The organism is Viridibacillus sp. FSL H8-0110, from assembly GCF_038003565.1.
GTDB lineage: Bacteria > Bacillota > Bacilli > Bacillales_A > Planococcaceae > Viridibacillus > Viridibacillus arenosi.
The window spans coordinates 3,876,252-3,901,336 of sequence record NZ_JBBOPJ010000001.1 but is presented as its reverse complement, the minus strand read 5'-3'; the positions used below and the strand labels follow the sequence as shown (position 1 = coordinate 3,901,336).

Below are 25,085 nucleotides of genomic sequence, written 5' to 3'. Positions count from 1 at the left end.
CTCTCCTACCATTTTATCCCTCCATTATAACATCCAATTTTACAAGGAAAATGAAAATAATTATGCATTCGCTATAAAACGACAAAAGGTAGTTCGAGCGTGTGATTTTAAAGAATTCACTGTTTGTCCTAAATTTACTTACACCTTGAAAAAACAAGCGAATCTAACCTATAATAAGAAGGTTATATAAAGAATGGAACGGAGGCCCATAAGTATGACTAGTGAACTTAAAGCACCCGTAAAATTAAAGTTAAAAACGACAATTCGACAATCTGAAGCAGAAGCAGCTGAAACTTATGAGCTTTGGTCAGAAGGTACGATAGTTCAAAAAAGGGACCAAACGTACTTACAATATGAAGAAGTTCAAGAAGATAAACATATTCGTTCAACTTTAAAATTCGGTAATAATGAGGCAGTTATTCTTCGAAATGGTGATGTGAAAATGCGTATGCCATTTTTACTTAATCATGAACAAAACGGCCATTATGATAGTGAATTCGGTGCATTACCAATCGTGACGTATACGAAGGACATGCTATTCGAACCGCATGACAGTAAAATGAGCGGACGATTTTATTTAAACTATGATTTAATCATTGGTGGACAATCAGTAGGCGATTATACTTTAGAAATTAATTACTCGGAGGGAAAATAATGAACGCAGTAGAACAAGTGCAACACGCGATTAAAGAAGCGCTTCTTGCAGCAGTATCAAAAGCAGGTCTTTTAGAAGATACATCAACATTGAATATACACTTAGAAACACCAAAGGATAAGACGAATGGCGACTATGCAACTAATATTGCTATGCAACTTACAAAATTAGCGAAAAAACCACCTCGTGCAATCGCTGAATCTATTATTGAAAACCTTGATACTACAGGTACTGCTATTGAGAAGATCGACATCGCAGGTCCTGGTTTTATGAATATTGTGCTACGCAAAGACTATTTGGCAGAAGTAATCACAACTGTTTTAGCGCAAGGTACAGAATATGGACGTTCACAAGCTGGCGCTAATGAAAAAGTACAAGTTGAATTTGTATCAGCTAACCCAACTGGTGACCTTCATTTAGGACATGCCCGAGGAGCATCTGTAGGGGATTCATTATGTAACGTTCTAGACTTTGCAGGATATGATGTCTCACGTGAATACTACATCAATGATGCAGGTAATCAAATCAATAATTTAGCAGCATCTTTAGAAGCTCGCTACAAACAATCGTTAGGCTTAGATGCTTCTATGCCTGAAGACGGTTATCATGGTCAAGATATTATCGATATCGCAGGTAAATTAGCTGCTGAGTTTGGTGATTCGATTCTAAGTAAATCAGATGAAGAGCGCTTTGAATTTTTCCGTGAGCATGGCTTGAAATTAGAGCTTGGTAAATTACAAAAAGACTTAGCAAACTTCCGTGTAGACTTTGACGTTTGGTATTCTGAGACATCACTTTATAAATCAGGTAAAGTTGAAACGGCTCTAGAAAAACTTCGTGCGAATGGTCATGTATTTGAAGAAGAAGGCGCTACTTGGTTCCGCTCGACAACATTTGGCGACGATAAAGATCGCGTACTTATAAAAAATGATGGCTCTTACACATATTTAACACCAGATATTTCATACCATGAAGATAAAATTCAACGTGGATTCACTAAACTTATCAACATTTGGGGAGCTGACCACCATGGCTATATCCCGCGTATGAAAGCAGCAATCGAAGCACTTGGTTATGATCGTGACACATTAGAAGTTGAAATCATTCAAATGGTGAACTTAATGAAAGACGGCGAAAAAGTGAAAATGAGTAAACGTACAGGTAACGCGGTTACTTTACGCGAACTTGTTGAAGAAGTTGGCTTAGACGCAGTACGTTATAACTTTGCAATGCGTGCAGGTGATTCACATATGGACTTTGACCTTGACCTAGCTGTTAAGCAATCAAATGAAAACCCTGTTTACTATGCACAATATGCACATGCTCGTATTTCTTCAATCTTGCGCCAAGCAAAAGAACAAGGATTAGCAGCATCTAAAGAACATTTAAATCTTCTTAATGCAGAGAAAGAAATTGATGTCTTGAAAAAAGTAGGGGACTTCCCACAAGTTGTTGCGGATGCTGCGAAGAATCGCACACCACACCGTATTACTAACTACATTCAAGAACTAGCAGCAACTTTCCACAGCTTCTACAATGCTGAAAAAGTATTAGATGCTGATAACAAAGATCGCTCAGAAGCACGTTTATCTCTAATTACAGCAGTTCGTACTACAATCGCCAACGCACTAAAACTTATTGGCGTATCAGCACCTGAGAAAATGTAATGACAGAAATACCCTTTTAGCTACTGAGGTTGAATAAGCTTGTGAATCTAAGAGGTACTTATAAAAAGACTATTTCTCACTGAATAAGTGTGGAATAGTCTTTTGGTTTTTATAAAGAACAAATGAAAGAAAAAAATTGCGCTAGTTAAAGATAAAATAGCTAGACTTCATCGATTCATGTCACAATGTGTTATTGCTAATAGTTCCACCAAGCCTAGTAACATCTTGGACAAGTATTTAATTTTCTGTATAATTGAACACGATGTAATAACAATTGTATATTGTGAAACATGATGGTTCTTTACTTTGATTCAGTAAAGAGAAAAGGGAAGTCGGTGTAAATCCGACGCGGTCCCGCCACTGTATGTGTGAGTAAGTCGTAATTTGTCACTAAAGTATAACACTTTGGGAAGGCACGGCAAGCTGTGATCACGAGCCAGGAGACCTACCAACATGGAGACCACCAATTAGAACTACGCGGATAGAAATGGTGTCAGTAAAAGTGCATTTTAGTACAGCTATGTATATATTCACTGTCATCGTATCTCTCGTCGTAAAACGAGAGATTTTTTTATGAACAAGGAGGAAATGTAAATGAAGAAAATATGGCAATTTTGTTTAGTGTTTGTTTTAGCACTAGGCGTATTAGTAGGCTGTGGCCAAACGGAAGATACGAAGAAAAAGGAAAATAGTGAATCAGCGACAGAGCAACAGGTAGCAGGGTATCCATTAACAGAGACTGATGCACTTGGCAATGATGTGAAATTTACAGAAGCACCAAAGAGCATTATTACATTGGTACCAAGTAACACAGAAATTCTTTTCGCGTTAGGATTAGAAAAAGAAATTATTGCTGTATCGGATAATGATGATTATCCTAAAGCGGCAACGAAAAAAGAAAAAATCGGTGGGATGGAATTTAACGCCGAGAAAATTATTAGCTTAAATCCAGAAGTTGTTTTTGCACACGAAACACTTTTAGGTACTTCTGAAGCAGGTCTCCAACAATTACGTGATGCAGGATTGAAAGTTTTCGTTGTAAAAAATGCTGAGAATTTTGATGAAACGTATAAAACAATTGAACAAATAGGCCACATTACAGGTAAAGCAGATGAGGCTAAGAAGATTACTGATGATATGAAAGCAAAAGTAAAAGAAGTACAAGTTAAAGTGAAAGATGTAAAACAAAAATCAGCATTCGTCGAAACAACAGACGAACCTAATATTTACACTGCGGGTAAAGATACATTTATGCAAGAAATGTTTGATCTAGCTAATATTAAAAACGTCACAGCAGATCAAACAGGCTGGTTCCAAATTGACTCTGAGGAAATTGTGAAACGTAATCCAGATACAATTATTGTGAAATACAACCATGTGAAAAATATTGTCGAGAAGGTGAAAAAACGCCAAGGATTTGATAGTATCACAGCTGTTAAAAATGATGCAGTTGTTCAAGTTGATGCGAACTTAACAAGCCGTACAGGTCCTCGTCTTGCTGAAGGATTAGAGGTCATTGCAAAAGCAGTATATCCAGAGGCTTTTGAGTGAGGAAAACCATTTTAGGGTACACCATAGCCTTTGTGATTTTAATTGTTAGCATTTGGCTAGGTGTATCAATTGGTTCTGTAAAAGTACCAATTAGTACGTTATGGAATACGGCAGCGGATCCAACAGCGACGAATATATTGTGGAAAATACGCATGCCGCGTGTTGTGCTTGCAGGGTTAGTAGGAGCCTCACTGGCCATTGCGGGCGCTGCTTTCCAAGGATTGCTGAAAAATCCTCTCGCCGATCCGTATACGTTAGGAGTGTCATCTGGTGCCTCGGTAGGTGCTGTGGTGACGCTCTTTTTCGGCATTTCGACCCCTATTTTTGGTATATACACATTACCAGCCTTCAGCATGCTAGGGGCCTTATTGGCGATGATGGGTGTAATGGCTTTTGCACGATTAGTTGATCGAACTATGAAAATGGAAACGCTGATTTTAACAGGGATTATCGTTAGTTCATTTTTAGGTGCATTAATTTCATTGTTAATTGCGTTAACAGGTGATGAGTTAAGGCAAATCATTGGGTGGCTGATGGGGAGCGTTTCAATGCGTGGATGGCCATATGTCAAGATGGTGTGGCCTTTTGTACTCATCGGTTCATTTTTATTATGGTTAAACCGTCGTGAATTAAATGCGATGTTATTTGGAGAAGAGCGTGCCAAGTATCTTGGCGTTGACGTGAAGAAAAGTAAAATTCTGATATTAATAGGCGGATCTATGTTAACAGGTGCTGCAGTTGCAGTGTCTGGAACAATTGGCTTTGTGGGACTTGTTGTACCGCATATGACACGACTTTTATTTGGGGCAGATCATCGTCACTTGCTGCCTTTATCGTTTTTAAATGGAGCATCATTACTAATTGTTTGTGATTTATTTGCTCGTACGATAATTTCCCCAACAGAGTTACCAATCGGTGTCATTACTGCACTTATTGGGGCGCCAGTATTTTCATATATCTTTTTCCGACAAAGAAGAACGAAAGGTGCGTAAGTATGCTTACTGTAGAAAATATTACTGGTGGCTATGATGCCACCAGGCCAATAGTACAAGATGTTTCGTTTACAGTGAAAAAAGGCGAAATTCTTGGCGTTTTAGGACCAAATGGTAGCGGCAAATCCACATTATTAAAAGTGATTAGTGGTATCCTGCCATCAACAACTGGTCAAGTACTTATCGAAGAACAAAATATAAAACATTTCTCACCGAAGGAATTTGCGCGCAAAATGGCTGTTTTACCACAGCTTCATGCCCATGCCTTTTCGCATTCAGTACGTGAGACGGTAGCCTTAGGTCGCTACCCACATCAAAATAGTTGGTTTTCGACATGGTCAGAACAAGATGAAAATGCAGTGAAAAAAGCTATGAAGCAAACGGGTGTAGATAGCTATGAACATACAAACCTCGAATTTTTATCAGGTGGGGAGCAACAACGTACATTTGTAGCACAAGCACTTGCTCAGCAAGCTGATATCTTACTTTTAGATGAACCTACGAATCATTTAGATATTGCACATCAACGACAACTGCTAGATATGATTCGTCTAGAAGCAGTGCAAAATGGTTTAACAGTTATTTCTGTTTTTCACGATATGAATTTAGCTTCACTTTATTGTGATCGCCTATTGTTAATGGAAAAGGGACATGTAAAAGCTATTGGAGAACCGCATGAAGTGTTGAAAGAACAGCAAATTTTAGAGGTATATAATACGCGCGTTTCAAGTTATCCGCATCCTGAATTGCCAAAGCCACAAGTAACACTGATGCCAACAGCTATTGATGAACGTGAATCATATGTAGTGACAAAAGAACAATTCAATATAAGAGATGAATTTGTTGAGCTTCGTACGGAAATTCCTTTGAAAACCGTTTCCTCAGCTGTTCACAATGCTGGTTTTGGGTGGTTCCAGTCATTTGTCAATCGTGCAGTTGATTTGAATTATATGTGCGAAGATGCACATGAGGAATTAAAAGGTTATCTTAAAAAACATGACTTTATGCCATCTAATACGGTGGCCATGATGACTGCAGTTGCAGCGAAGCATGTTGTTATAAGGGAATTTTCAAATGCAAACGGAAGTATTATTGTTGCAGTTACAGCTGGTGTTGGAAATGCAGTAGATGTTTCAAGGGCACATGAAAGAGTCAGTAAACCGTATATAGGAACGATTAATACTTGGGTCATTATTAACGGGAAACTAACGGAAGAATCCTTTATGCAAGCCATGATAACGGCAACTGAAGCTAAAGTAAAAGCAATGCACCAAGAAGAAATCATGGATCCAATATCCAATACGATTGCAACAGGTACATCAACAGATAGCCTATTAATTGCCGCGACACAAAATGGGACATTTATGGAATACGCCGGACCTATAACAGATATTGGGAAATTGATTGGTTACGGGGTGTATGAAACGACAGTAACAGCACTACAAGATTACAAACGTGCCAAGGGAAGGTTATAAAATGTTAGCACATATAATTGCTTGTACCATTGGGGTAGCTTTAGATTGGTTAATAGGTGACCCGCCCAAAATGCCGCATCCCGTACGTTGGATTGGCACATTGATTGCCAAACTAACAGAGCGTTTGAATAAAGGTAAGCATCGTAAATTAAAAGGACTTTTACTTGTCCTAATTGTTGTTGGTTTAACAACTACAATTACTTTTGCAGTAATTTATTTTGCATATTCTATCAATGTTATTCTAGGTATTTTTGTAGAATCAATATTAATAGCTGTAGGTTTAGCAGGGAAAAGTCTAAAACAAGCAGCACTTGAAGTTTACAATCCACTTGTATCAGGAGATTTGCAGGAAGCTCGTGTGAAGTTATCTTGGATTGTAGGGCGTGATACAGATTATTTATCGGTACCTGAAGTGACGCGAGGTGTAGTTGAAACCGTGTCTGAAAATACGAGTGATGGTGTAACAGCTCCACTCTTTTGGGCGTTTTTATTTGGCGGCGCTGGTCTATGGATGTATAAGGCAGTTAATACGCTTGATTCAATGGTCGCTTACAAAAATGATCGCTTCGTAGATTTTGGATACGTTGCTGCACATGTGGATGATGTATTAAATTATGTGCCAAGTAGAATGACAGGTTTATTACTTATGCTAGGTACAAAAAATGAAAGTGGAAAACCAGTCGCCTATCGCATGAAAGGGTGGCTGCGTGATGCAAAAAAACATCCAAGTCCAAATAGTGGATGGCTTGAAGCGGCTACAGCATATCAATTAGGCATTCAGCTTGGTGGTGTGAATAGGTATAAGGGGATTATCTCGAATCGTGCGAAAATGGGTGAGTGCCATTATGAGCTAGGGCCTCAGCATATTATACGTTCTATTAAACAGATGCAAATTGTAACCATATTATTTTGGCTACTAATGGTCATTTTAGGAGGGTTTTTCGTTGTCATTACCTAATCACGGGGCAAATCCATATCGTTTATATACACAGCTGGGCATCCAACTACCAGCTGATATATTAGACTTTAGCGAAAATGTAAATCCAGCAGGTGCACCAGATTTTATCAAAAATGATTGGAAAGATTATTTGCAATTATTGCAACATTATCCGGACCCAGAAGGTGAGCCATTTCTATCTGCTGTCGCTAAATATCACGACATTTCTACAGAAAACATCGTATTAGGAAATGGTGCGGCGGAAATTTTCTCATTACTTGCGACATATTTCCGGGGAAATAATGCAATTATTTTACATCCGACTTTTTCAGAGTATGAAGCGACATTAAGAGAAAATGATGTAGAAATACAGCGTGTAGTATGTGAAGATATCGTTAATTGGAAGTTACCATTAGACGAACTTCAACAAGCAATGCAAAATGCAGATGTCCTATATCTATGTACCCCTAATAATCCGACAGGTGTATTACCTTCGAAAGAAGAACTTAAACAGCTTATTGAATCTGCAAAAGAATCGAATTGCAGTATTGTTTTAGACGAAGCTTTTATAGATTTTGTTGATGAAAGTGCATCATTTATAAAATCAGTAAAAGAAAATCATCAAGTGATTATTGTACGATCAATGACGAAAATGTACGCAATTGCAGGTATAAGGCTCGGTTATATGGTAGCCGCACCTGAGGTAGCAAGTGCAATACGGAAGCTTACCCCTCATTGGCATATTAATGGAATAGCAGCAGTAATCGGAGCACGTTGTTTAAGTAAGGAAGTAGATGCTTTCCGTCAAAAGGCTTGTGATTATGCTGGGCAAATGCGTACGCGTTTTCAAGTATTTTTACGACAAAATCATTGTCTTGTTACGAACAGTGTCACAAATTATGTGAGCTTTCAATTACCAAATACTGAACAGTCACAGAATTTCTTTACTTATATGCTTGAGAAGGGTATGGTGCTTCGACATACAGAAAATTTCATTGGAATGGAAGGTGCATGGTTCCGAGTTGGTATGAAGGCACCTGAAGCGATGAATCGTTTAGAAGAGGAGATGATGCATTGGTTTCAAGCGAACTCGTCTTTATAACAGGTGGAGTGCGGAGTGGAAAAAGTGCATTTGCAGAAAAGTGCCTTGTAAATTTAGCAGCGACATCGCCTATGAAGCGACTTGTTTATGTTGCGACAGGTGTACCGTTTGATGAAGAAATGAAGCAAAGAATCATCCGACATCAAAACGATCGAGCAGGGCAAAAGTGGACGACAATTGAGCAACCAACTGACTTTTCTAAGCTCCTCTCAAAAATAAAAGAAGATGACGCGATATTATGGGATTGCGTGACCACTTGGCTAACGAATGAATTTTATGATGGTTATGAAACTGGTGTGAGCTGTTTTCAAAAAGAAGGCTGTATTGAACGGAAATTTATAGCGATGCAAAATACGATTTATGCATTACGTGATAGAAATATACCGATTGTTGTCGTTTCCAACGAAGTGCTAGATGAGCCGCTTTCTACTAGTTTTGAAGTAAGACTTTATCAAAAATGGTTAGGTCGTATTCATCAATGGTTTGTAGCTGAAGCAACTACTGCAATTGAAATGGAATATGGACAGATGCATCAATGGAAATAATTCAGTTTTAGAAGGGGGGTATTCTTTTGCGTACGATTGTTCATAGTATTTTACTTGCATTTCAATTTTTTACCGTCGTGCCAGTTCAAAGAGAATTACCACTTACAAAGCCGACAATAACGGGAATGTTCTCGTTTCTACCTTGGCTAGGTGCATGTATGGGTGCAGTAATGGCTACTGTTTTTTATAGTTTGCAACAGTGGACGGATATCAGTTCATTATTAACGGCCTTTTTACTTGTTGTTGGATTTATCATTTGTACAGGTGGTTTGCATTTAGATGGCTGGGTTGACATGGGAGATGCATTTTTTTCATATCGTGATACCGAGAAGCGACTAGAGATTTTAGATGACCCCCGTATTGGTGCTTTTGGTGCGATGTCTTTATTGTTCTTAGTACTAACGAAGATTTTCTTTCTAGCTGAATTGATTGAAAAAGGCGAACTGTCGATTATGTGGATTGTCGCGGTACCATTTTTAGCTCGGCTAGGAATGTCCTTATATTTTATCCAGACAAAATGCTCAAAAGAAAAAGGGCTAGCATACTTTTTTAAAGAAAAACTATATGTACCACAATTTCTTGTCGTGACATGTGTATCAATGCTTATTGGCTTGATTCTTATAATTTGGTGGAATGGAGATTTCATCGTACCTCTTATATTACTAGTGATTGTAGTTGTTGCATCAGGTCTGTATAAGATTTGGACTGTACGTAATTTTCACGGTAGCTCAGGTGATTTACTCGGTGCTTTTATTGAAGGAATGGAGGCCATTTTATGGATTACGCTATTACTATTGAGTTAATACGCCATGCTAAAACTAAAAGTAATGTTGAAAGGAAGTATCTTGGCTGGACTGATGAGTCTATTATTCCTAATCAAAGTTTGCCGACTATCGATGAGTTAGCTACTGTCGTTTTCGGAAGTGATTTAATACGTTGTAAGGAAACGGCTGCTTATTATTTTCCGAATGCTACATACATGAATATAAAAGGATTACGCGAAAGTCATTTCGGTGATTTTGAATGCAAAACCTATGAACAGTTAAAAGATATACAAGTGTATCGTAATTGGATAGACGATCCATATGAAATTGCACCACCGAATGGCGAGACATTACAACAAGTTATGTTTCGCGTTACAGAAGTGGTTAAATCTTTGCCAAAAGATATGCTGAATTACAGGATAGTCGCGCATGGAGGTTCAATTAGAGCGTTGTTAATGCAATTCGCACCAGAGGAAAAAACTTTTTGGGAGTGGCAAGTTTCTCATAATGAGCGTTATCTATTACACTGGTCAACGAAGAAACAGTTCGAGGAGGGACAACGATGCACGTTTTTATCGGTGGAGCCTATAATGGTAAAAGGGACTATGTAAGATACTGGCTAGAAGAGCAAAGGAAAAAAGATGTTGCTTGGCTAGAAAGTGAGTTACCAATGACTGTACCTGAAGCTTCGACAATTGTTGTCTCAGGTCTTGAAAATGTAGTGGCAGAATATTTAGATAAAGATGAGGATACGTTAGCTTCTCAACTACTACAGCAACTTCAAGCATTAGATAAAGAAAGAGAACTTATTGTTATTGTGACAGAGATGGGTAGAGGTGTTGTCCCAATTGATGCTAATACGCGCAAGCTCCGTGACATTTGTGGAAGATTTTATCAGCAATTATTTAAAATTAGCCCACAAATAACGCGTATTTGGTATGGTATAGCTGAAACAATAAAATGAATCAGGAAAGAAGGATGAGAGATGAACCTATATACACGTACAGGTGATAAAGGGAAAACAAGTATTATCGGAGCGCGAGTTGATAAAGATAGTCAACGCGTTGAAACTTATGGCACAATCGATGAATTAAATTCATTTATCGGTAAAGCAATGACGGAACTAGATCCTGCTATTTTTAAAGATATATTAGAAGACTTAGAAGCAATGCAAAACGAATTATTCGATTGTGGTGGGGATCTTGCTAATGTCATGAAAGAACGTCATTACAAAATGACAGATGGGCCGATAGAAATTATGGAAAAACGAATTGATGTACTAATGGATGAACCACCATTACTTGAAAGATTTATCTTACCTGGGGGCTCACCAGCAGCTGCTACTTTACACATTGCACGTACAATTACACGTCGAGCAGAGCGCCAAATGGTCACATTACTAAAAGAATCCGAAGAGGGTGATGTACCATTAGTTGTACAACGTTATTTAAACCGTTTATCTGATTATTTATTTGCAGCAGCACGCGTAGTAAACGCTCGCTTAAATGTGCCAGATACTGAATACGTTCGAAGTGCCAAGGTATTTAAAGATGGTGGACGTTCAAAAAAAGCAAAGGAATGAATGATTAATTATGAAACTTAAAACCTTAACTTTAACAGCTATGATTGCAGCTCTATGTGCAGTAGGGGCAATGATTAAAGTGCCGGGTGGTTTGGGTTCTATGGCACTCGATTCGGCTCCTGCTTTTCTAGGTGCAGTCTTTTTACCACCAGTAGCCGCAGGTGCAGCAGCAGCGATTGGTCATCTTATATCGGCAATGACGGGTGGTTCTTTCCTTGGTCCATTGCATATCTTTATTGCTGTAGAGATGTTCATCATATTATGGGGCTTTGCTAAGTTTCATAATGCGGGAAAAAAATATTCGAAATGGATTTTTGCTATTATCGCTAACGGGATTTTAGCTCCGCTACCATTCTATTGGCTGAATTCACCAGAGTTTTTCTTTTCGATGGTACCGGTACTATTAATGACAACGCTTTTAAACGTAGTAATTGCAGCTGTTGTAATTCCCGTATTATCTCGTGCCTTTCAACGAAAAGAGGCGCATTAAAAAATGAGAAATGCTATGCAATTATCGAATGGCTTTATCGTTACAACAGATAATTCTGGAGCAATTGGAGAAAAAGAGCGAGATGTTGTTCAAGTGCCAGATGATGTAACAAGTTATTATTCTGCTAGAGTGACTTTACTAGAACAATGGGCTGCGGGTGCAGAACCTGAAGCAATAGTTATGCATAATTTCAGTAGTGAAGCGAGCTGGGGACGTTATGTGAAAGGTATTAAGCAATTATTTGATGAGTTAAGTCTACCAGTGCCACCGATTAAAGGTAGTTCTGAAACGAATATGCCTACTTTACAATCTGGTGTTGCCATCACAATGATAGGAGCTCCGGTTCGACCTTTAACGGATGTCAAAAAGCTTCATTGGTTTACATATGGTAAACCGTTAGTAGGGATTGAATTACTAAAGCATCCCGAATATATTGCAAATCTATTATTAGTGAAAAAAGCGCTCGATTCTAATATTATAGGGCGTATTTGGCCTGTCGGGTCAAAGGGAATCGACTCTGAAATTAGAAGCATGCTCGGAGACGTTTCTTTTTCAAACTCATTAGACTGTAAAAAAACGGCTGGTCCAGCGACGGTAATTTTACTAGGTATTGCTGAAGAACAAGTAAAATCTGCAGAACAACATTTTGGTACATTATTAGAACCTATAGTTTTTAAATAAATCGAAGACTAACCAATTACTAATTTAGTAATTGGTTAGTCTTTTTTTTAGAGCATTTTAGAAGAAATAGGTGGTGAGTTTATCTATAAAATTATTAGTAAATTAAATAATATAAAAGTCATCTAAAGGAAAATTCTGAATTCACATGTAATTCATTCGAAAATATGCTAGAATTTTTAATAAACTTTGAGAAATATGTATAAACAACAAGACATCGGTAATTTTATACGAAATCATTGAGAAATTTAAAATTATGAATTCTACAAATATTGTTGACTGAATGCTCATTCATATTTTACAATGATTACAACATACACATTTCATGGTAAAACACTAAGCGTACGTTTTAGCGAAATGTCACAATCGTATATCGAGCATCACAGAGGGGGAAATGTTATGAATCCATTGTTAATTGCAAACTGGATACTATTTTTAGTAGTAGTGACTTATGGTTTATTTTTATTCGGTTACTTGTTAAAGACGCGTTATGAATTCGTCAAAATGGGGAAACAAGTAGAATTTGACAATGATGTTAAAGCACGTTTACACAAAATTTGGGTGTATGTATTTGGACAGAAGAAGTTATTAAAAGATAAAAAAAGTGGAATTATCCACGTTATGTTTTTCTATGGCTTCATACTAGTCCAATTAGGCGCAATTGACTTCATCTGGAAAGGATTAAAACCGGGATCTCATTTACCTTTAGGACCCGTATATCCGTATTTCACATTCATGCAGGAAATTGTGTCGTTAGTAATTTTAGTCGCTGTTGTTTGGGCGTTTTACCGCCGCTATATTGAGAAGCTTGTCCGCTTAAAGCGTGGCTTTAAATCAGGACTAGTATTGATTTTCATCGGTGGCTTGATGGTTACAGTTCTAGCAGGTAATGGTATGGGGATGATTTGGCATGATCATGCTGCTACTTGGTCAGAGCCAATTGCATCATCTATTGCTACAGTATTTGGATTTTTGCCACCTACAGCTGCAACTGTAGTGTTCTTTGTTATGTGGTGGATTCATTTATTAATTCTTTTAACTTTCTTAGTGTATGTACCACAATCAAAGCACGCGCATCTAATTGCTGGACCAGTAAATGTTTACTTCAACCGTTTAGATCATGTTGGTAAGCTAACGCCTATTAACTTTGAAGAGATGGAAGAAGAAGGGGAAGATGGAGAAGAAGAAATTCCATCGTTCGGTGTGGGGAAAATTACGGATTTTACACAACTACAACTAATTGATTTATATGCTTGTGTAGAATGTGGCCGTTGTACGAATATGTGTCCAGCAAGTGGTACAGGAAAAATGTTGTCTCCAATGGACTTAATTACTAAACTACGTGATCACTTAACGTTTACAGGTGCCGTTGCAACACGTCAACAACCATGGGTACCATCATTCATGTTCAACAATGCAAAAGGAAATCAATTAGCACTTGCAGCTGGAGCAGAAGGTGCTGTTATTGAAGATATCTATAGTCCATCATTAATCGGAGATGTCATCACGGAAGAGGAAATCTGGGCTTGTACAACTTGCCGTAACTGTGAAGACCAATGTCCAGTAATGAATGAGCACGTTGATAAAATTATTGACCTTCGTCGATATTTAACAATGACAGAAGGACGTGTAAATCCAGACGCACAACGCGCAATGACTAACATTGAAAGACAAGGAAATCCGTGGGGAATTAATCGTAAAGAAAAAGAAAACTGGCGCGATGCTCGCCCGGATGTTCATATTCCAACTGTGAAAGAAGTATCAAAAGCTGGCGAAGAGTTCGAGTACTTATTCTGGGTTGGTTCAATGGGGTCATTTGATAACCGTTCACAAAAAATTGCATTATCTTTTGCTAAGTTGATGAACGAAGCGGGTGTGAAATTTGCGATTTTAGGTAACAAAGAAAAGAATTCAGGAGATACACCGCGTCGTCTAGGGAATGAATTTTTATTCCAAGAGTTAGCAACAGCTAATATTAGTGAATTTGAAAAAACAGATGTTACAAAATTAGTAACGATTGATCCTCATGCATATAATATTTTTAAAAATGAATATAGTGACTTTGGATGGACGGGTGAAGTGTATCACCATACAGAATTACTTTATGACTTAGTAAAACAAGGGCGTCTTAAACCGCAATTTGCAATTGAAGAAACTATAACGTTCCATGATTCATGCTACTTAGGCCGATACAACGATGTTTATGATCCACCGCGTGAAATCTTAAAAGCCATTCCAGGTGTGAAGTTAGTTGAAATGGAGCGTAATCGTGAAACAGGTATGTGTTGTGGAGCTGGTGGAGGCTTAATGTGGATGGAAGAGCATGTTGGGAACCGAGTGAATGTAGCTAGAACTGAGCAAGCACTTGCAGTGAATCCGACGATGATTTCATCAGGTTGTCCGTATTGCTTAACGATGCTTTCAGATGGTACAAAAGCTAAAGAAGTTGAAGAACAGGTAGGCACATATGATATTGCTGAATTACTAGAGAAATCAGTATGTGGAGAATATAAACCACCTGTAGAAGAAGTTGTTGAAGAACCAATTACTCAGTAATTAATTGCATTGAAATTGGTAATTATGTACAATATTACTAAGTGAAAAGAGAGTGCTAGACGCTCTCTTTTTTTCTAAAATTTTGTTGAGCGAGCGTTCAGTCGAGAAAATAAATGAATTCTCGTTTACTTTAAAAAGAATAATGTAAGCGTATGCAAAATAAAGACAAGGGGTGTCTGATTTGGCGAAAACAGTGATTTTAGATGGTGCGCGAACAGCATTTGGGAAATTTGGAGGAGCATTGAGTACTCTTACTGCCAGCGATCTAGGAGGAGTTGCTATTCAAGCAGCTTTGCAAAGAGCAAACGTCCTACCACATCAAGTAGATGAAGTTATTATGGGGAGTGTATTACAAGCGGGGCAAGGGCAAATACCATCTCGCCAAGCTGCTTCAAAAGCTGGAATTCCGTGGTCAGTGAAAACAGAAACGGTAAATAAGGTTTGCGCTTCGGGATTACGCAGTGTGACATTAGCTGATCAACTGATTCGTTTAGGGGACGAGGAAGTTATCGTAGCAGGTGGCATGGAGTCAATGTCAAATGCACCTTACTATTTACCAAAAGGTAGATTTGGCTTACGCATGGGAGATGCAACTATGGTAGACGGCATGGTATATGACGGCTTATCTTGTGCATTCGATCCACAACATGTACATATGGGGACATACGGAGACAGCACAGCAAAAGAATTTTCATTCTCAAGAGAAGTACAAGACGAATGGGCGTATCGAAGTCACAAAAGAGCACTAGATGCGATAGACACTGGTAAATTTGCAAAAGAAATTGTGTCCGTGACGATTCCACAGCGTAAAGGTAGTCCGTTAGAAATAGATACGGATGAAGCACCAAGAAGAGATACATCACTTCAATCTTTAGCAAAGCTTAGAGCAGCGTTTACGACTGAGGGTACGATTACAGCGGGAAATGCACCTGGTATTAATGATGGTGCTTGTGCAGTAGTTCTTATGAATGAAGAACGTGCTAAAGCAGAAAACCATACACCACTTGCATACATTTTAGGGCATGCAGAAATTGGTGTTGAACCGCAGCACTTCCCACAAACACCAGGTTTAGTCATCAACAAAATTTTAGAAAAGACAGGGAAAGCGTTACAAGAAATCGATTTGTTTGAAATTAACGAAGCATTTGCAGCTGTTGCGCTAGCAAGTAATCAAATTGCAGACCTAGATGCAGAGAAAGTTAATGTCAATGGTGGGGCAGTAGCATTAGGGCATCCAATTGGGGCATCAGGTGCACGAATTATTCTGACGTTAGCTTATGAATTAAAACGTCGTGGCGGAGGTATTGGTATTGCGGCTATTTGTTCTGGCGGAGGCCAAGGAGATGCCATCATGATTGAAGTACCAAAAACGGGGGGATTCGAGTAATGAGTATTCAAAAAATAATGGTTATTGGAGCTGGCCAAATGGGCTCTGGTATCGCACAAGTATGCGCACAAGCAGGATTCGACGTCAAACTAAATGATATGAAAGAAGAGTTTTTTGCAAGAGGTTTAGGAACGATTACAAAAAATCTTTCTCGTAATGTTGATAAAGGGCGCATGACGGAGAGTGAAAAAGAAGCCATTCTAGGTCGTCTAACAAAATCGCTCGATATTAATGATGCAAATGATGTTGATTTAGTCATTGAAGCAGCTGTTGAAAATATGGAAATTAAACAATCTATTTTCAAACAGCTGGATACTATTGCACCAGCACATGCTATTTTAGCTACTAACACTTCATCATTACCAATTACAGAGTTAGCAGCTGTGACTAATCGTCCAGAGCAAGTTATTGGGATGCATTTTATGAATCCTGTACCAGTGATGAAGCTCGTTGAAATTATTCGCGGCTTAGCTACTGCAGATGATGTCTATCAAACAATCGAAGACATGACGAAAAAACTTGAAAAAGTACCAGTAGAAGTAAATGATTTCCCGGGGTTTGTTGCAAATCGTATATTAATGCCGATGATCAACGAAGCCATCTATACACTTTATGAAGGTGTAGCGACGAAGGAAGCTATTGACGATGTCATGAAACTTGGTATGAATCATCCAATGGGACCGTTAACATTAGCAGATTTTATCGGTTTAGATACTTGTCTCTATATTATGGAAACATTATATGAAGGCTTTGGCGATAGCAAGTACCGACCATGCCCACTATTACGTAAATACGTGAAAGCAGGTTGGTTAGGTAAGAAATCGGGACGTGGCTTCTACATTTACGAATCTTAAAAGGGGTGTTCCACTATGGAATTGATGTTCACAGAAGAACAACTAATGATGCGCAAAATGGTACGAGATTTTGCGCAAACAGAAATTGCACCAAAAGTTGAGAGTATGGAAAATGGGGAATTTCCACGCGACATACTAGCTAAAATGGGAGAGCTAGGACTAATGGGCATTACAACACCAGAACAGTACGGTGGAGCAAATATGGATTTTACATCCTACATCATAGCAATAAATGAGTTATCGAGAGTAAGCGCGACAATAGGCGTGATTTTATCTGTCCATACGTCGGTTGTGACAAATCTTATTCTTTATTTTGGTAATGAAGAACAAAAACAAAAGTATGTGCCAATGCTCGCATCGGGAGAATATTTAGGTGCTTTTTGTTTAACAGAACCGTCCGCAGGATCTGACGCAGGTTCATTAAAATCTAAAGCAGTGAAGGACGGCAATAATTACATTATCAATGGTTCAAAGGTATTTATCACTAATGGTGGAGAGGCAGATGTATATATCGTTTTTGCTTCAACAGATCCATCGCTCGGTTCAAAAGGAATTTCCGCCTTTCTTGTCGAAAAAGGAACTGAAGGCTTAGTGATTGGTAAGGATGAACATAAAATGGGTTTACATGGCTCACGTACAGTTCAACTAAATTTCGATAATATGATTGTCCCTGCAGAAAATCTACTTGGCCAAGTGGGGGAAGGCTTTAAAATAGCTATGGCGAACTTAGATGTCGGTCGAATAGGCATAGCTTCACAGGCTCTTGGTATTGCTGAAGCCGCTTTAGAAGAATCAATTATCTATGCGCAACAACGTCACCAATTTGGGAAACCTATCTCTAGTAATCAGGGTGTAGGTTTTAAATTAGCTGATATGGCAACATCGGTCGAAGCTACTAGGTTACTCGTTTACCGTGCAGCAGATTTACGTGCCAAAGGATTAGCTTGTGGTAAGGAAGCATCTATGGCAAAACTTTTCGCTTCTAAAACTGCTGTAGAAGTAACAACAGAGGCAATTCAGGTATTTGGAGGATATGGCTATACGATGGACTATCCGGTTGAACGTTTTTTCCGAGATGCCAAAGTAACGGAAATTTACGAGGGTACTAGCGAAATTCAACGACTTGTTATAAGCAAACACTTAAACAAATAGGGGTAAAAAAACTAAAACAAAGGTGGAAAAAGAGATGAACTTTCAATTATCAGAAGAACATGAAATGATTCGTAAAATGGTACGTGATTTCGCTGAAAATGAAGTAGCGCCAACAGCTGCAGAACGCGACGAAACAGAAACTTTCGATCGTGCAATATTCGATAAAATGGCAGAGTTGGGCTTAACAGGTATTCCGTGGCCAGAAGAATATGGTGGTATCGGTTCTGACTTTTTAGCTTATTGTATTGCAGTTGAAGAATTATCTCGTGTTTGTGCTTCGACTGGAGTAACTCTTTCAGCACATACATCTTTAGCAGGATGGCCGATTTATAAATTTGGTAATGAAGAACAAAAACAAAAATACTTACGACCAATGGCTGAAGGTACAAAAATTGGCGGATATGGCTTAACGGAGCCGAGCTCAGGCTCAGATGCAGGTGGTATGAAAACTACAGCAAAATTAGATGGTGATGATTACATTTTAAATGGCTCAAAAATCTTCATCACAAACGGTGGTATTGCTGAAATTTATGTTGTATTTGCTGTTACAGATCCAACAGTTAAGAACGGAACAAGTGCATTCATAGTAGAATCTGATTTTGAAGGTTTTTCGGTTGGTAAAAAAGAAAAGAAACTAGGAATTCGCTCATCACCAACAACTGAAATTATTTTTGATAATTGCCGTGTACCAAAAGAAAACTTGTTAGGTGCGGAAGGCGATGGTTTTAAAATTGCCATGAAAACATTAGATGGTGGTCGGAATGGTATTGCTGCTCAAGCAGTTGGTATTGCACAAGGTGCATTGGATGCGTCTGTTGCATATGCAAAAGAGCGCGTTCAATTTGGCAAACCAATTACAGCAAATCAAGGTGTATCTTTTAAACTAGCAGATATGGCTACATCAATTGAAGCTTCAAGATTATTGACATATCAAGCTGCATGGTTAGAGTCGAACAATCTTCCTTACGGTAAAGCATCGGCTATGGCGAAATTGATGGCTGGAGATACAGCGATGAATGTAACAACTGAGGCGGTGCAAGTATTTGGAGGCTATGGCTATACAAAAGATTATCCAGTTGAACGATATATGCGTGATGCGAAAATCACTCAAATATACGAAGGAACACAAGAGATTCAACGTCTAGTGATTTCTCGTATGTTAACGAAATAATATATGGTAAAAAGACAAAATAAGAGACAAGTAGAATCGTCTGTTAAAGATGAAAGCCTGATAGAAAAGCGTAGGAATGAGATGATTCATGGAGCGGTTAAATTATTTAAACAAAAGGGCTTTCACCGTACGACGACTCGAGAAATCGCTAAAGAAGCTGGCTTTAGTATAGGAACGCTTTATGAATATATTCGAACGAAAGAAGATGTTCTGTATCTAGTTTGTGACAATATTTATCGTGAAGTAAGTTTAAGGTTAGCCAATTTACCGACGGAAGAAGGTACAATAGCAGGATTAAAGGCATCTATACGCCAGTATTTTTTGCTTATAGATTCCATGTCAGATGAAATTCTAGTCATGTACCAGGAGTCTAAATCTTTACCAAAAGATGCATTGCGTTACGTTTTAACAAAGGAACTTGAGATGGTTGGGTTATTTGAAAATCTATTAGCTGGTTGCGTACAGTCTGGGGAACTGTCTCTATCAGAAAAAGAAATCAATCTTATCGCAAATGATATCGTGGTGCAAGGTCAAACGTGGGCATTTAGACGATGGGCTTTCAAAAGAAATTATACAATTGATGATTATATCGATATGCAAACGACTATTTTCTTAAATGGTATTTTGAAGAAGTAACTCTTCGCTTTGTGCAAGGTAGGAAAACTCAAACTTTTCATATAGTTTTAGTTTCTATAACCTTGCACATTTTTTGTTCCAATGATTTCAGGGGAATGGTAAGAAAAACAACTTAGTTTTTTGTTCATAACAAGGGGGAGCTTATATATGGTTCAAGCAACAGTGTATCGTCCAAAAAATCACGTAAGATTTGTCACGGCTTCTAGTCTTTTTGATGGCCATGATGCATCGGTTAATATTATGCGTCGTATTTTGCAATCGAGTGGCGTCGAAGTAATTCATCTCGGACATAACCGCTCAGTTGAAGAAGTAGTCAACGCAGCAATCCAAGAAGATGCACAAGGGGTAGCAATTTCTTCTTATCAAGGTGGTCACGTTGAGTATTTTAAATATATGCAAGATTTATTTAGAGAAAAAGGAGCTCCACACATAGGTATTTTCGGCGGTGGAGGTGGTGTAATCTTACCTCGTGAAATTAAGGAACTACATGAATATGGTATTGCGGGGTTATTTTCGCCTGAAGATGGTCGTGAACTGGGATTACAAGGCATGATTAATAAAATGATTGAAAAAAGTGACTTCACTACGATTAAAGAGAACTTAATTAGTAAGTTAGATACATTATCAACGGAACAACCTGAAGTACTAGCGCAACTTATCACTGCAGCCGAAGAAGCAAAAGATGGTGAGTTAACAGACTTCCTAGAAAAAGCACGGAGTTTATCAAAAAACACACCTGTACTTGGTATTACTGGTACAGGAGGGGCAGGGAAAAGTTCTTTAACTGATGAATTGATTCGTCGATTTTTACAGGAATTCCCGGATAAAAAAGTTGCTATCCTATCAATTGATCCGACGAAGCAAAAGACTGGTGGGGCACTACTTGGAGACCGTATTCGTATGAATGCTATCTTTAATAATCGTGTTTATATGCGTAGTCTTGCAACACGGGGATCGCACTCTGAGCTTTCGGATGCAATTGCTGACGTATTAGATGTTGTGAAGGTAGCAGGATATGATCTAATCGTTGTTGAAACAAGCGGTATTGGTCAAGGTGATGCTGCTATTACAAAAATTTCTGATTTGTCCATGTACGTTATGACAAGTGAATTTGGTGCACCGACACAGCTAGAAAAAATTGATATGATTGATTTTGCTGATCTAATTGTCATTAACAAATTCGAACGTAAAGGGTCAGAAGATGCGCTTAGACAAGTACAGAAGCAATATCAACGTAGCCATGAGCTATGGACAAAAAACCTAGATGAAATGCCGGTATTTGGTACAATTGCTAGCCAGTTTAATGATAAAGGGACAAATTCTTTATTTGCAGAGCTTGTTCAGGTTATTAACGAAAAATGTGGTCTTGATTGGGTAACATCTTACGAGCATTTTGTGAAAACGCAAAAGCAAGATGTCATCATTCCAAATGATCGCCGTTACTACTTACGTGAAATTACAGACGCAATTCGTAACTATCATAAAAAATCCGAACAGCAAGTTGAATTTGCCCGAAAGCTATTCCAATTAGAAGGGGCAATTACAACTGTTCAAGAGAAAGCGCCAGATGATGCATTAATTGCATCACTCATTTCATTAGCTGAGGATATCAAAAATCAATTAACAGCAGAATCCAAGAACATTTTAGCGAATTGGAAAATGCTTAAGGAAGCATACTCGGGAGATGAATTTGTTACAAAAGTGCGTGACAAAGAAATCCGTACAATATTGACAACTACTAGTCTAGCAGGTTTAAAAATCCCAAAAGTTGTGTTACCAAAATTCGTAGATTACGGAGAAATATTACGTTGGGTATATAAAGAAAATGTACCGGGCTCATTCCCTTATACAGCTGGAGTTTTCCCTTTTAAACGTGAAGGAGAAGATCCGAAACGTCAATTTGCAGGTGAAGGGACACCAGAACGTACAAATAGACGCTTCCATTACTTATCTAAAGATGATGATGCAAAACGCTTATCAACAGCATTTGACTCTGTAACGTTGTACGGTGAAGATCCAGATTACCGTCCGGATATTTACGGTAAAGTTGGCGAATCAGGGGTTAGCATTTGTACACTAGAAGATATGAAGAAGCTTTATGATGGCTTTGATCTATGTGCACCGTCTACATCTGTGTCCATGACAATCAATGGACCAGCTCCAATTATTTTAGCAATGTTCATGAACACAGCTGTCGATCAACAAGTGAAAATAAAAGAAAGTAAATTAGGACGATGCTTAACTGTTGAAGAATTCACTGACGTTCGTGAAAAAACGCTTCAAGTTGTGCGGGGGACAGTGCAGGCTGACATTTTAAAAGAAGATCAAGGACAGAATACATGTATTTTCTCTACAGAATTCGCATTACGTATGATGGGGGACATTCAACAATATTTCATCGACCAAAAAGTACGTAACTATTATTCTGTATCAATTTCTGGATATCATATTGCAGAAGCAGGTGCGAACCCAATTTCACAGCTAGCATTTACTTTGGCTAATGGTTTCACTTATGTGGAATACTATTTAAGTCGTGGCATGAATATTGATGATTTCGCACCAAACCTATCTTTCTTCTTCTCCAATGGCTTAGATCCAGAATATACAGTAATCGGTCGAGTAGCTCGTCGTATTTGGTCGATTGTTATGCGTGACAAATACGGTGCAAATGAACGTAGTCAGAAGCTAAAATACCATATCCAAACTTCTGGTCGTAGCTTACATGCACAAGAAATCGACTTCAATGATATTCGTACAACATTACAAGCATTGATGGCATTGCATGATAACTGTAATTCATTACACACGAATGCATATGACGAAGCGATTACAACACCAACAGAAGAATCTGTTCGACGCGCAATGGCTATCCAAATGATCATTACAAAAGAACACGGGTTAACAAAAAATGAAAACCCATTACAAGGTGCATTCATAATCGAAGAACTAACTGATCTTGTAGAAAATGCAGTATTGGAAGAGTTCGATCGTATTAATGATAGAGGTGGAGTTCTTGGAGCGATGGAAACCCAATACCAACGTGGCAAGATTCAAGAGGAATCAATGTACTATGAAATGCTGAAACACTCAGGTGAACTACCAATCATCGGTGTTAACACATACTTGAATCCAAATCCACCTTCATCAGAAGCAATCGATAGTATGGAAATTGCCAGAGCATCACAAGAAGAAAAGGAAACACAAATTCAAAATCTACAAAAATTCCAAACAAAACATGCCAATGAAGTTGAAGTCGCTATTCAAAAACTAAAAGAAGTAGCGGTAACAGGAGGCAACATCTTTGCAGAACTAATGGAAACCGTAAAATACGCAAGTCTAGGTCAAATCACCAATGCCCTATACCAAGTAGGAGGGCAATACAGACGGAATATGTAACTAAATGCTGAAACGGCCCTCGTTGAGAGGAAGATAGCCTAAGTACGCCACGTCCTGTGGGCCTCCGACAAGCACTGGAAGGCTCGAAACAAAAGCATTACTTAAGCTTTTGTCCGAGAGACTGAAGTGACCTCGAGGGGCTGGCCGCTGAAGCTGGATACATCACTTTAGGAAGGCAACCTAAGTACGCGACGTCCTGTCGCAACGGTTGCATGACTAACATCCTGTTAGCCCAAGGCGCTCGTTAAGCTATGAGGACGTTGGAGGGCGGAAGCCAAAGTCGCTTTTTGACTTTGAGTGCCCGACCGAAACGACCTGAGTAGCTAGCGCCAGAAGCTGAATATGTAACTAAATGCTGAATGCACTCGTTTAGTGGAAGATAACCTAAATTAGCCGTTTCCTATAGTGATAGCTAACTGATCCACATCCTGTTGCTCCAGGACATTCACAAGAATTGTACAAATAAACACTAGCTAAAACGCCACTTTCGATGCCCATAAAAGTAATGGAAATGTACAATACTATCAAGAGATAAAAATTAGTGGAAAATAAAAAATGAAGGAACTAATCATTTCATTAGCCCCTTCATTTTTATTTTTTGTATAATAGGGAGTAAAACAAATTTTAAGGAGTTCTTGTTTATATGAAAAGCTTACTACATTGTCTATTTATCATAATTTGCCTGGTACTTATATTCTTTTTGTATAACAAGCAATTAGGGGCCATCCCCATCCTTATTTTTTCCATATATCTTTTTGTTTATGGGTTTCGACAATTGAGAAATCAAAAAAAGAATAATTGATTGTGGCGTAATCAAAGAAAGATTGTATATAATGGATATTATGTTTATGTATTAAGAAGGGACGTGCACGATTTGAACTTTCGTGAAATGACAAAAGAACAACTATCAGAAGAATCGTTTATCGATTTAGCATACGGAATTTTAGATTCAAAAAAACAACCATTAACTTTCCCAGAACTGATGAAAGAAATCCAAGCAATAAAAGGTTGTGATGATGCAGAAGTAAAAGAGCGCTTGCAACAATTTTATACAGATCTTAACATTGAGGGTCGTTTTATTGTACTAGGTGAAAACCGTTGGGGACTTCGCGAGTGGTATGCAATTGAACAAATCGAAGAAGAAACAGCGCCAACAGTAAAAGTCCGCAAGAAAAAAGCTAAAGCAGTAATTGACGATGAAGATGAACTTGAACTTGAAGAAGAAGAATTAGACTTCGATGAAAACTTCGATGAATTCGTTGAAGATCCAACCGAAGAAGATGAAGAAGAAGAAGAGGAAGAATTCGAAGATGTTACAATCGATGATATCGATGAAGACCTTGATGAAGACTTGCTTGAAGAAGAAGATGAATTCGAAATTGATGAAGAAGATGATGAGTTAGAAGAAGAGGAAGAAGAATAATTTCTTGACTTCTAGCTGAGTTCCATATAATCTTTTACTTGGGCTCCTTAAAAGGAGAATGACCGTATAATT

22 protein-coding genes and 1 riboswitch are annotated in these 25,085 nt (G+C 38.3%); all 22 genes read left to right on the top strand.

The annotated features are described in order from the left end of the window. The first annotated feature begins 214 nt into the window (after positions 1-214). The 22 genes from MHH98_RS19365 (at position 215) to rpoE (ending at position 25,013) form a co-directional block, all read left to right on the top strand. Positions 215-655: a DUF1934 domain-containing protein gene (locus tag MHH98_RS19365; protein ID WP_038180124.1), complete on the top strand. Its 441-nt coding sequence runs from the start codon at positions 215-217 to the stop codon at positions 653-655. After that, positions 655-2,322 (top strand): arginine--tRNA ligase, encoded by a 1,668-nt coding sequence (gene argS / locus MHH98_RS19360; RefSeq protein ID WP_076065805.1) that lies wholly within the window; start codon positions 655-657, stop codon positions 2,320-2,322. The genes MHH98_RS19365 and argS overlap by 1 nt, the downstream gene beginning before the upstream one ends. Positions 2,323-2,599: 277 nt before the next feature. Continuing rightward, positions 2,600-2,789, top strand: a riboswitch (cobalamin riboswitch). Positions 2,790-2,916: 127 nt separating this feature from the next. After that, on the top strand, positions 2,917-3,873 hold the full coding sequence (locus MHH98_RS19355) for a helical backbone metal receptor (RefSeq protein WP_038180118.1): 957 nt from the start codon (positions 2,917-2,919) through the stop codon (positions 3,871-3,873). Positions 3,874-3,881: 8 nt separating this feature from the next. Further along, entirely contained in the window at positions 3,882-4,865 is a 984-nt protein-coding gene (locus MHH98_RS19350) for a FecCD family ABC transporter permease (protein WP_038180875.1), read from the top strand. Between the two features lie 2 nt (positions 4,866-4,867). Further along, positions 4,868-6,340: an adenosylcobinamide amidohydrolase gene (locus MHH98_RS19345; RefSeq protein WP_076034284.1), complete on the top strand. Its 1,473-nt coding sequence runs from the start codon at positions 4,868-4,870 to the stop codon at positions 6,338-6,340. Position 6,341: 1 nt separating this feature from the next. Then, positions 6,342-7,298, top strand: a complete 957-nt coding sequence (gene cbiB, locus MHH98_RS19340; RefSeq protein ID WP_038180115.1) for an adenosylcobinamide-phosphate synthase CbiB — start codon at positions 6,342-6,344, stop codon at positions 7,296-7,298. Then, on the top strand, positions 7,285-8,379 hold the full coding sequence (locus MHH98_RS19335; protein ID WP_038180114.1) for a pyridoxal phosphate-dependent aminotransferase: 1,095 nt from the start codon (positions 7,285-7,287) through the stop codon (positions 8,377-8,379). The genes cbiB and MHH98_RS19335 overlap by 14 nt, the downstream gene beginning before the upstream one ends. After that, positions 8,352-8,924 (top strand): bifunctional adenosylcobinamide kinase/adenosylcobinamide-phosphate guanylyltransferase, encoded by a 573-nt coding sequence (locus MHH98_RS19330; protein ID WP_340713413.1) that lies wholly within the window; start codon positions 8,352-8,354, stop codon positions 8,922-8,924. The genes MHH98_RS19335 and MHH98_RS19330 overlap by 28 nt, the downstream gene beginning before the upstream one ends. Before the next feature lie 26 nt (positions 8,925-8,950). After that, positions 8,951-9,727 (top strand): adenosylcobinamide-GDP ribazoletransferase, encoded by a 777-nt coding sequence (gene cobS / locus MHH98_RS19325; RefSeq protein ID WP_038180111.1) that lies wholly within the window; start codon positions 8,951-8,953, stop codon positions 9,725-9,727. Then, positions 9,700-10,299: a histidine phosphatase family protein gene (locus tag MHH98_RS19320; protein ID WP_340713411.1), complete on the top strand. Its 600-nt coding sequence runs from the start codon at positions 9,700-9,702 to the stop codon at positions 10,297-10,299. Before cobS ends, MHH98_RS19320 begins: the two co-directional genes overlap by 28 nt. Continuing rightward, a complete protein-coding gene (locus MHH98_RS19315) occupies positions 10,251-10,652 on the top strand; it encodes a bifunctional adenosylcobinamide kinase/adenosylcobinamide-phosphate guanylyltransferase (protein WP_038180108.1) in 402 nt (133 codons plus the stop codon). The genes MHH98_RS19320 and MHH98_RS19315 overlap by 49 nt, the downstream gene beginning before the upstream one ends. Before the next feature lie 21 nt (positions 10,653-10,673). Then, positions 10,674-11,270: a cob(I)yrinic acid a,c-diamide adenosyltransferase gene (locus MHH98_RS19310; RefSeq protein WP_038180107.1), complete on the top strand. Its 597-nt coding sequence runs from the start codon at positions 10,674-10,676 to the stop codon at positions 11,268-11,270. A 10-nt stretch (positions 11,271-11,280) separates the two neighbouring features. Then, a complete protein-coding gene (locus MHH98_RS19305) occupies positions 11,281-11,760 on the top strand; it encodes an ECF transporter S component (protein ID WP_038180106.1) in 480 nt (159 codons plus the stop codon). Between the two features lie 3 nt (positions 11,761-11,763). Then, positions 11,764-12,441 carry a hypothetical protein gene (locus tag MHH98_RS19300; protein ID WP_038180102.1) on the top strand — a complete coding sequence of 226 codons (678 nt, stop codon included), beginning with the start codon at positions 11,764-11,766 and terminating at the stop codon, positions 12,439-12,441. 396 nt (positions 12,442-12,837) lie between these two features. Further along, positions 12,838-14,994 (top strand): (Fe-S)-binding protein, encoded by a 2,157-nt coding sequence (locus MHH98_RS19295; RefSeq protein WP_038180099.1) that lies wholly within the window; start codon positions 12,838-12,840, stop codon positions 14,992-14,994. A gap of 181 nt (positions 14,995-15,175) precedes the next feature. Then, on the top strand, positions 15,176-16,381 hold the full coding sequence (locus MHH98_RS19290) for an acetyl-CoA C-acetyltransferase (protein WP_038180097.1): 1,206 nt from the start codon (positions 15,176-15,178) through the stop codon (positions 16,379-16,381). After that, positions 16,381-17,235, top strand: coding sequence for a 3-hydroxybutyryl-CoA dehydrogenase (locus tag MHH98_RS19285; RefSeq protein ID WP_038180094.1), 855 nt, complete (start codon positions 16,381-16,383; stop codon positions 17,233-17,235). Before MHH98_RS19290 ends, MHH98_RS19285 begins: the two co-directional genes overlap by 1 nt. 15 nt (positions 17,236-17,250) lie before the next feature. Then, positions 17,251-18,387: an acyl-CoA dehydrogenase gene (locus MHH98_RS19280; protein WP_038180092.1), complete on the top strand. Its 1,137-nt coding sequence runs from the start codon at positions 17,251-17,253 to the stop codon at positions 18,385-18,387. Positions 18,388-18,421: 34 nt separating this feature from the next. Then, complete coding sequence (locus MHH98_RS19275; RefSeq protein ID WP_076034288.1) at positions 18,422-19,558, top strand: acyl-CoA dehydrogenase; 1,137 nt, start codon at positions 18,422-18,424, stop codon at positions 19,556-19,558. Between the two features lie 3 nt (positions 19,559-19,561). After that, positions 19,562-20,194 (top strand): TetR/AcrR family transcriptional regulator, encoded by a 633-nt coding sequence (locus MHH98_RS19270; RefSeq protein ID WP_038180088.1) that lies wholly within the window; start codon positions 19,562-19,564, stop codon positions 20,192-20,194. Positions 20,195-20,341: 147 nt separating this feature from the next. Next, a complete protein-coding gene (gene icmF / locus MHH98_RS19265) occupies positions 20,342-23,590 on the top strand; it encodes a fused isobutyryl-CoA mutase/GTPase IcmF (RefSeq protein ID WP_038180086.1) in 3,249 nt (1,082 codons plus the stop codon). Positions 23,591-24,455: 865 nt separating this feature from the next. Continuing rightward, positions 24,456-25,013, top strand: a complete 558-nt coding sequence (gene rpoE / locus MHH98_RS19260) for a DNA-directed RNA polymerase subunit delta (protein WP_038180085.1) — start codon at positions 24,456-24,458, stop codon at positions 25,011-25,013. The last annotated feature ends 72 nt before the right edge of the window (positions 25,014-25,085 follow it).

Coding starts and splice junctions, on each gene's coding strand:
- MHH98_RS19365 (WP_038180124.1), top strand. CDS start 215: ATGACTAGTGAACTTAAAGCACCCGTAAAATTAAAGTTAAAAACGACA.
- argS (WP_076065805.1), top strand. CDS start 655: ATGAACGCAGTAGAACAAGTGCAACACGCGATTAAAGAAGCGCTTCTT.
- MHH98_RS19355 (WP_038180118.1), top strand. CDS start 2,917: ATGAAGAAAATATGGCAATTTTGTTTAGTGTTTGTTTTAGCACTAGGC.
- MHH98_RS19345 (WP_076034284.1), top strand. CDS start 4,868: ATGCTTACTGTAGAAAATATTACTGGTGGCTATGATGCCACCAGGCCA.
- cbiB (WP_038180115.1), top strand. CDS start 6,342: ATGTTAGCACATATAATTGCTTGTACCATTGGGGTAGCTTTAGATTGG.
- MHH98_RS19320 (WP_340713411.1), top strand. CDS start 9,700: ATGGATTACGCTATTACTATTGAGTTAATACGCCATGCTAAAACTAAA.
- MHH98_RS19315 (WP_038180108.1), top strand. CDS start 10,251: ATGCACGTTTTTATCGGTGGAGCCTATAATGGTAAAAGGGACTATGTA.
- MHH98_RS19310 (WP_038180107.1), top strand. CDS start 10,674: ATGAACCTATATACACGTACAGGTGATAAAGGGAAAACAAGTATTATC.
- MHH98_RS19305 (WP_038180106.1), top strand. CDS start 11,281: ATGAAACTTAAAACCTTAACTTTAACAGCTATGATTGCAGCTCTATGT.
- MHH98_RS19300 (WP_038180102.1), top strand. CDS start 11,764: ATGAGAAATGCTATGCAATTATCGAATGGCTTTATCGTTACAACAGAT.
- MHH98_RS19295 (WP_038180099.1), top strand. CDS start 12,838: ATGAATCCATTGTTAATTGCAAACTGGATACTATTTTTAGTAGTAGTG.
- MHH98_RS19285 (WP_038180094.1), top strand. CDS start 16,381: ATGAGTATTCAAAAAATAATGGTTATTGGAGCTGGCCAAATGGGCTCT.
- MHH98_RS19280 (WP_038180092.1), top strand. CDS start 17,251: ATGGAATTGATGTTCACAGAAGAACAACTAATGATGCGCAAAATGGTA.
- MHH98_RS19275 (WP_076034288.1), top strand. CDS start 18,422: ATGAACTTTCAATTATCAGAAGAACATGAAATGATTCGTAAAATGGTA.
- MHH98_RS19270 (WP_038180088.1), top strand. CDS start 19,562: ATGGTAAAAAGACAAAATAAGAGACAAGTAGAATCGTCTGTTAAAGAT.
- icmF (WP_038180086.1), top strand. CDS start 20,342: ATGGTTCAAGCAACAGTGTATCGTCCAAAAAATCACGTAAGATTTGTC.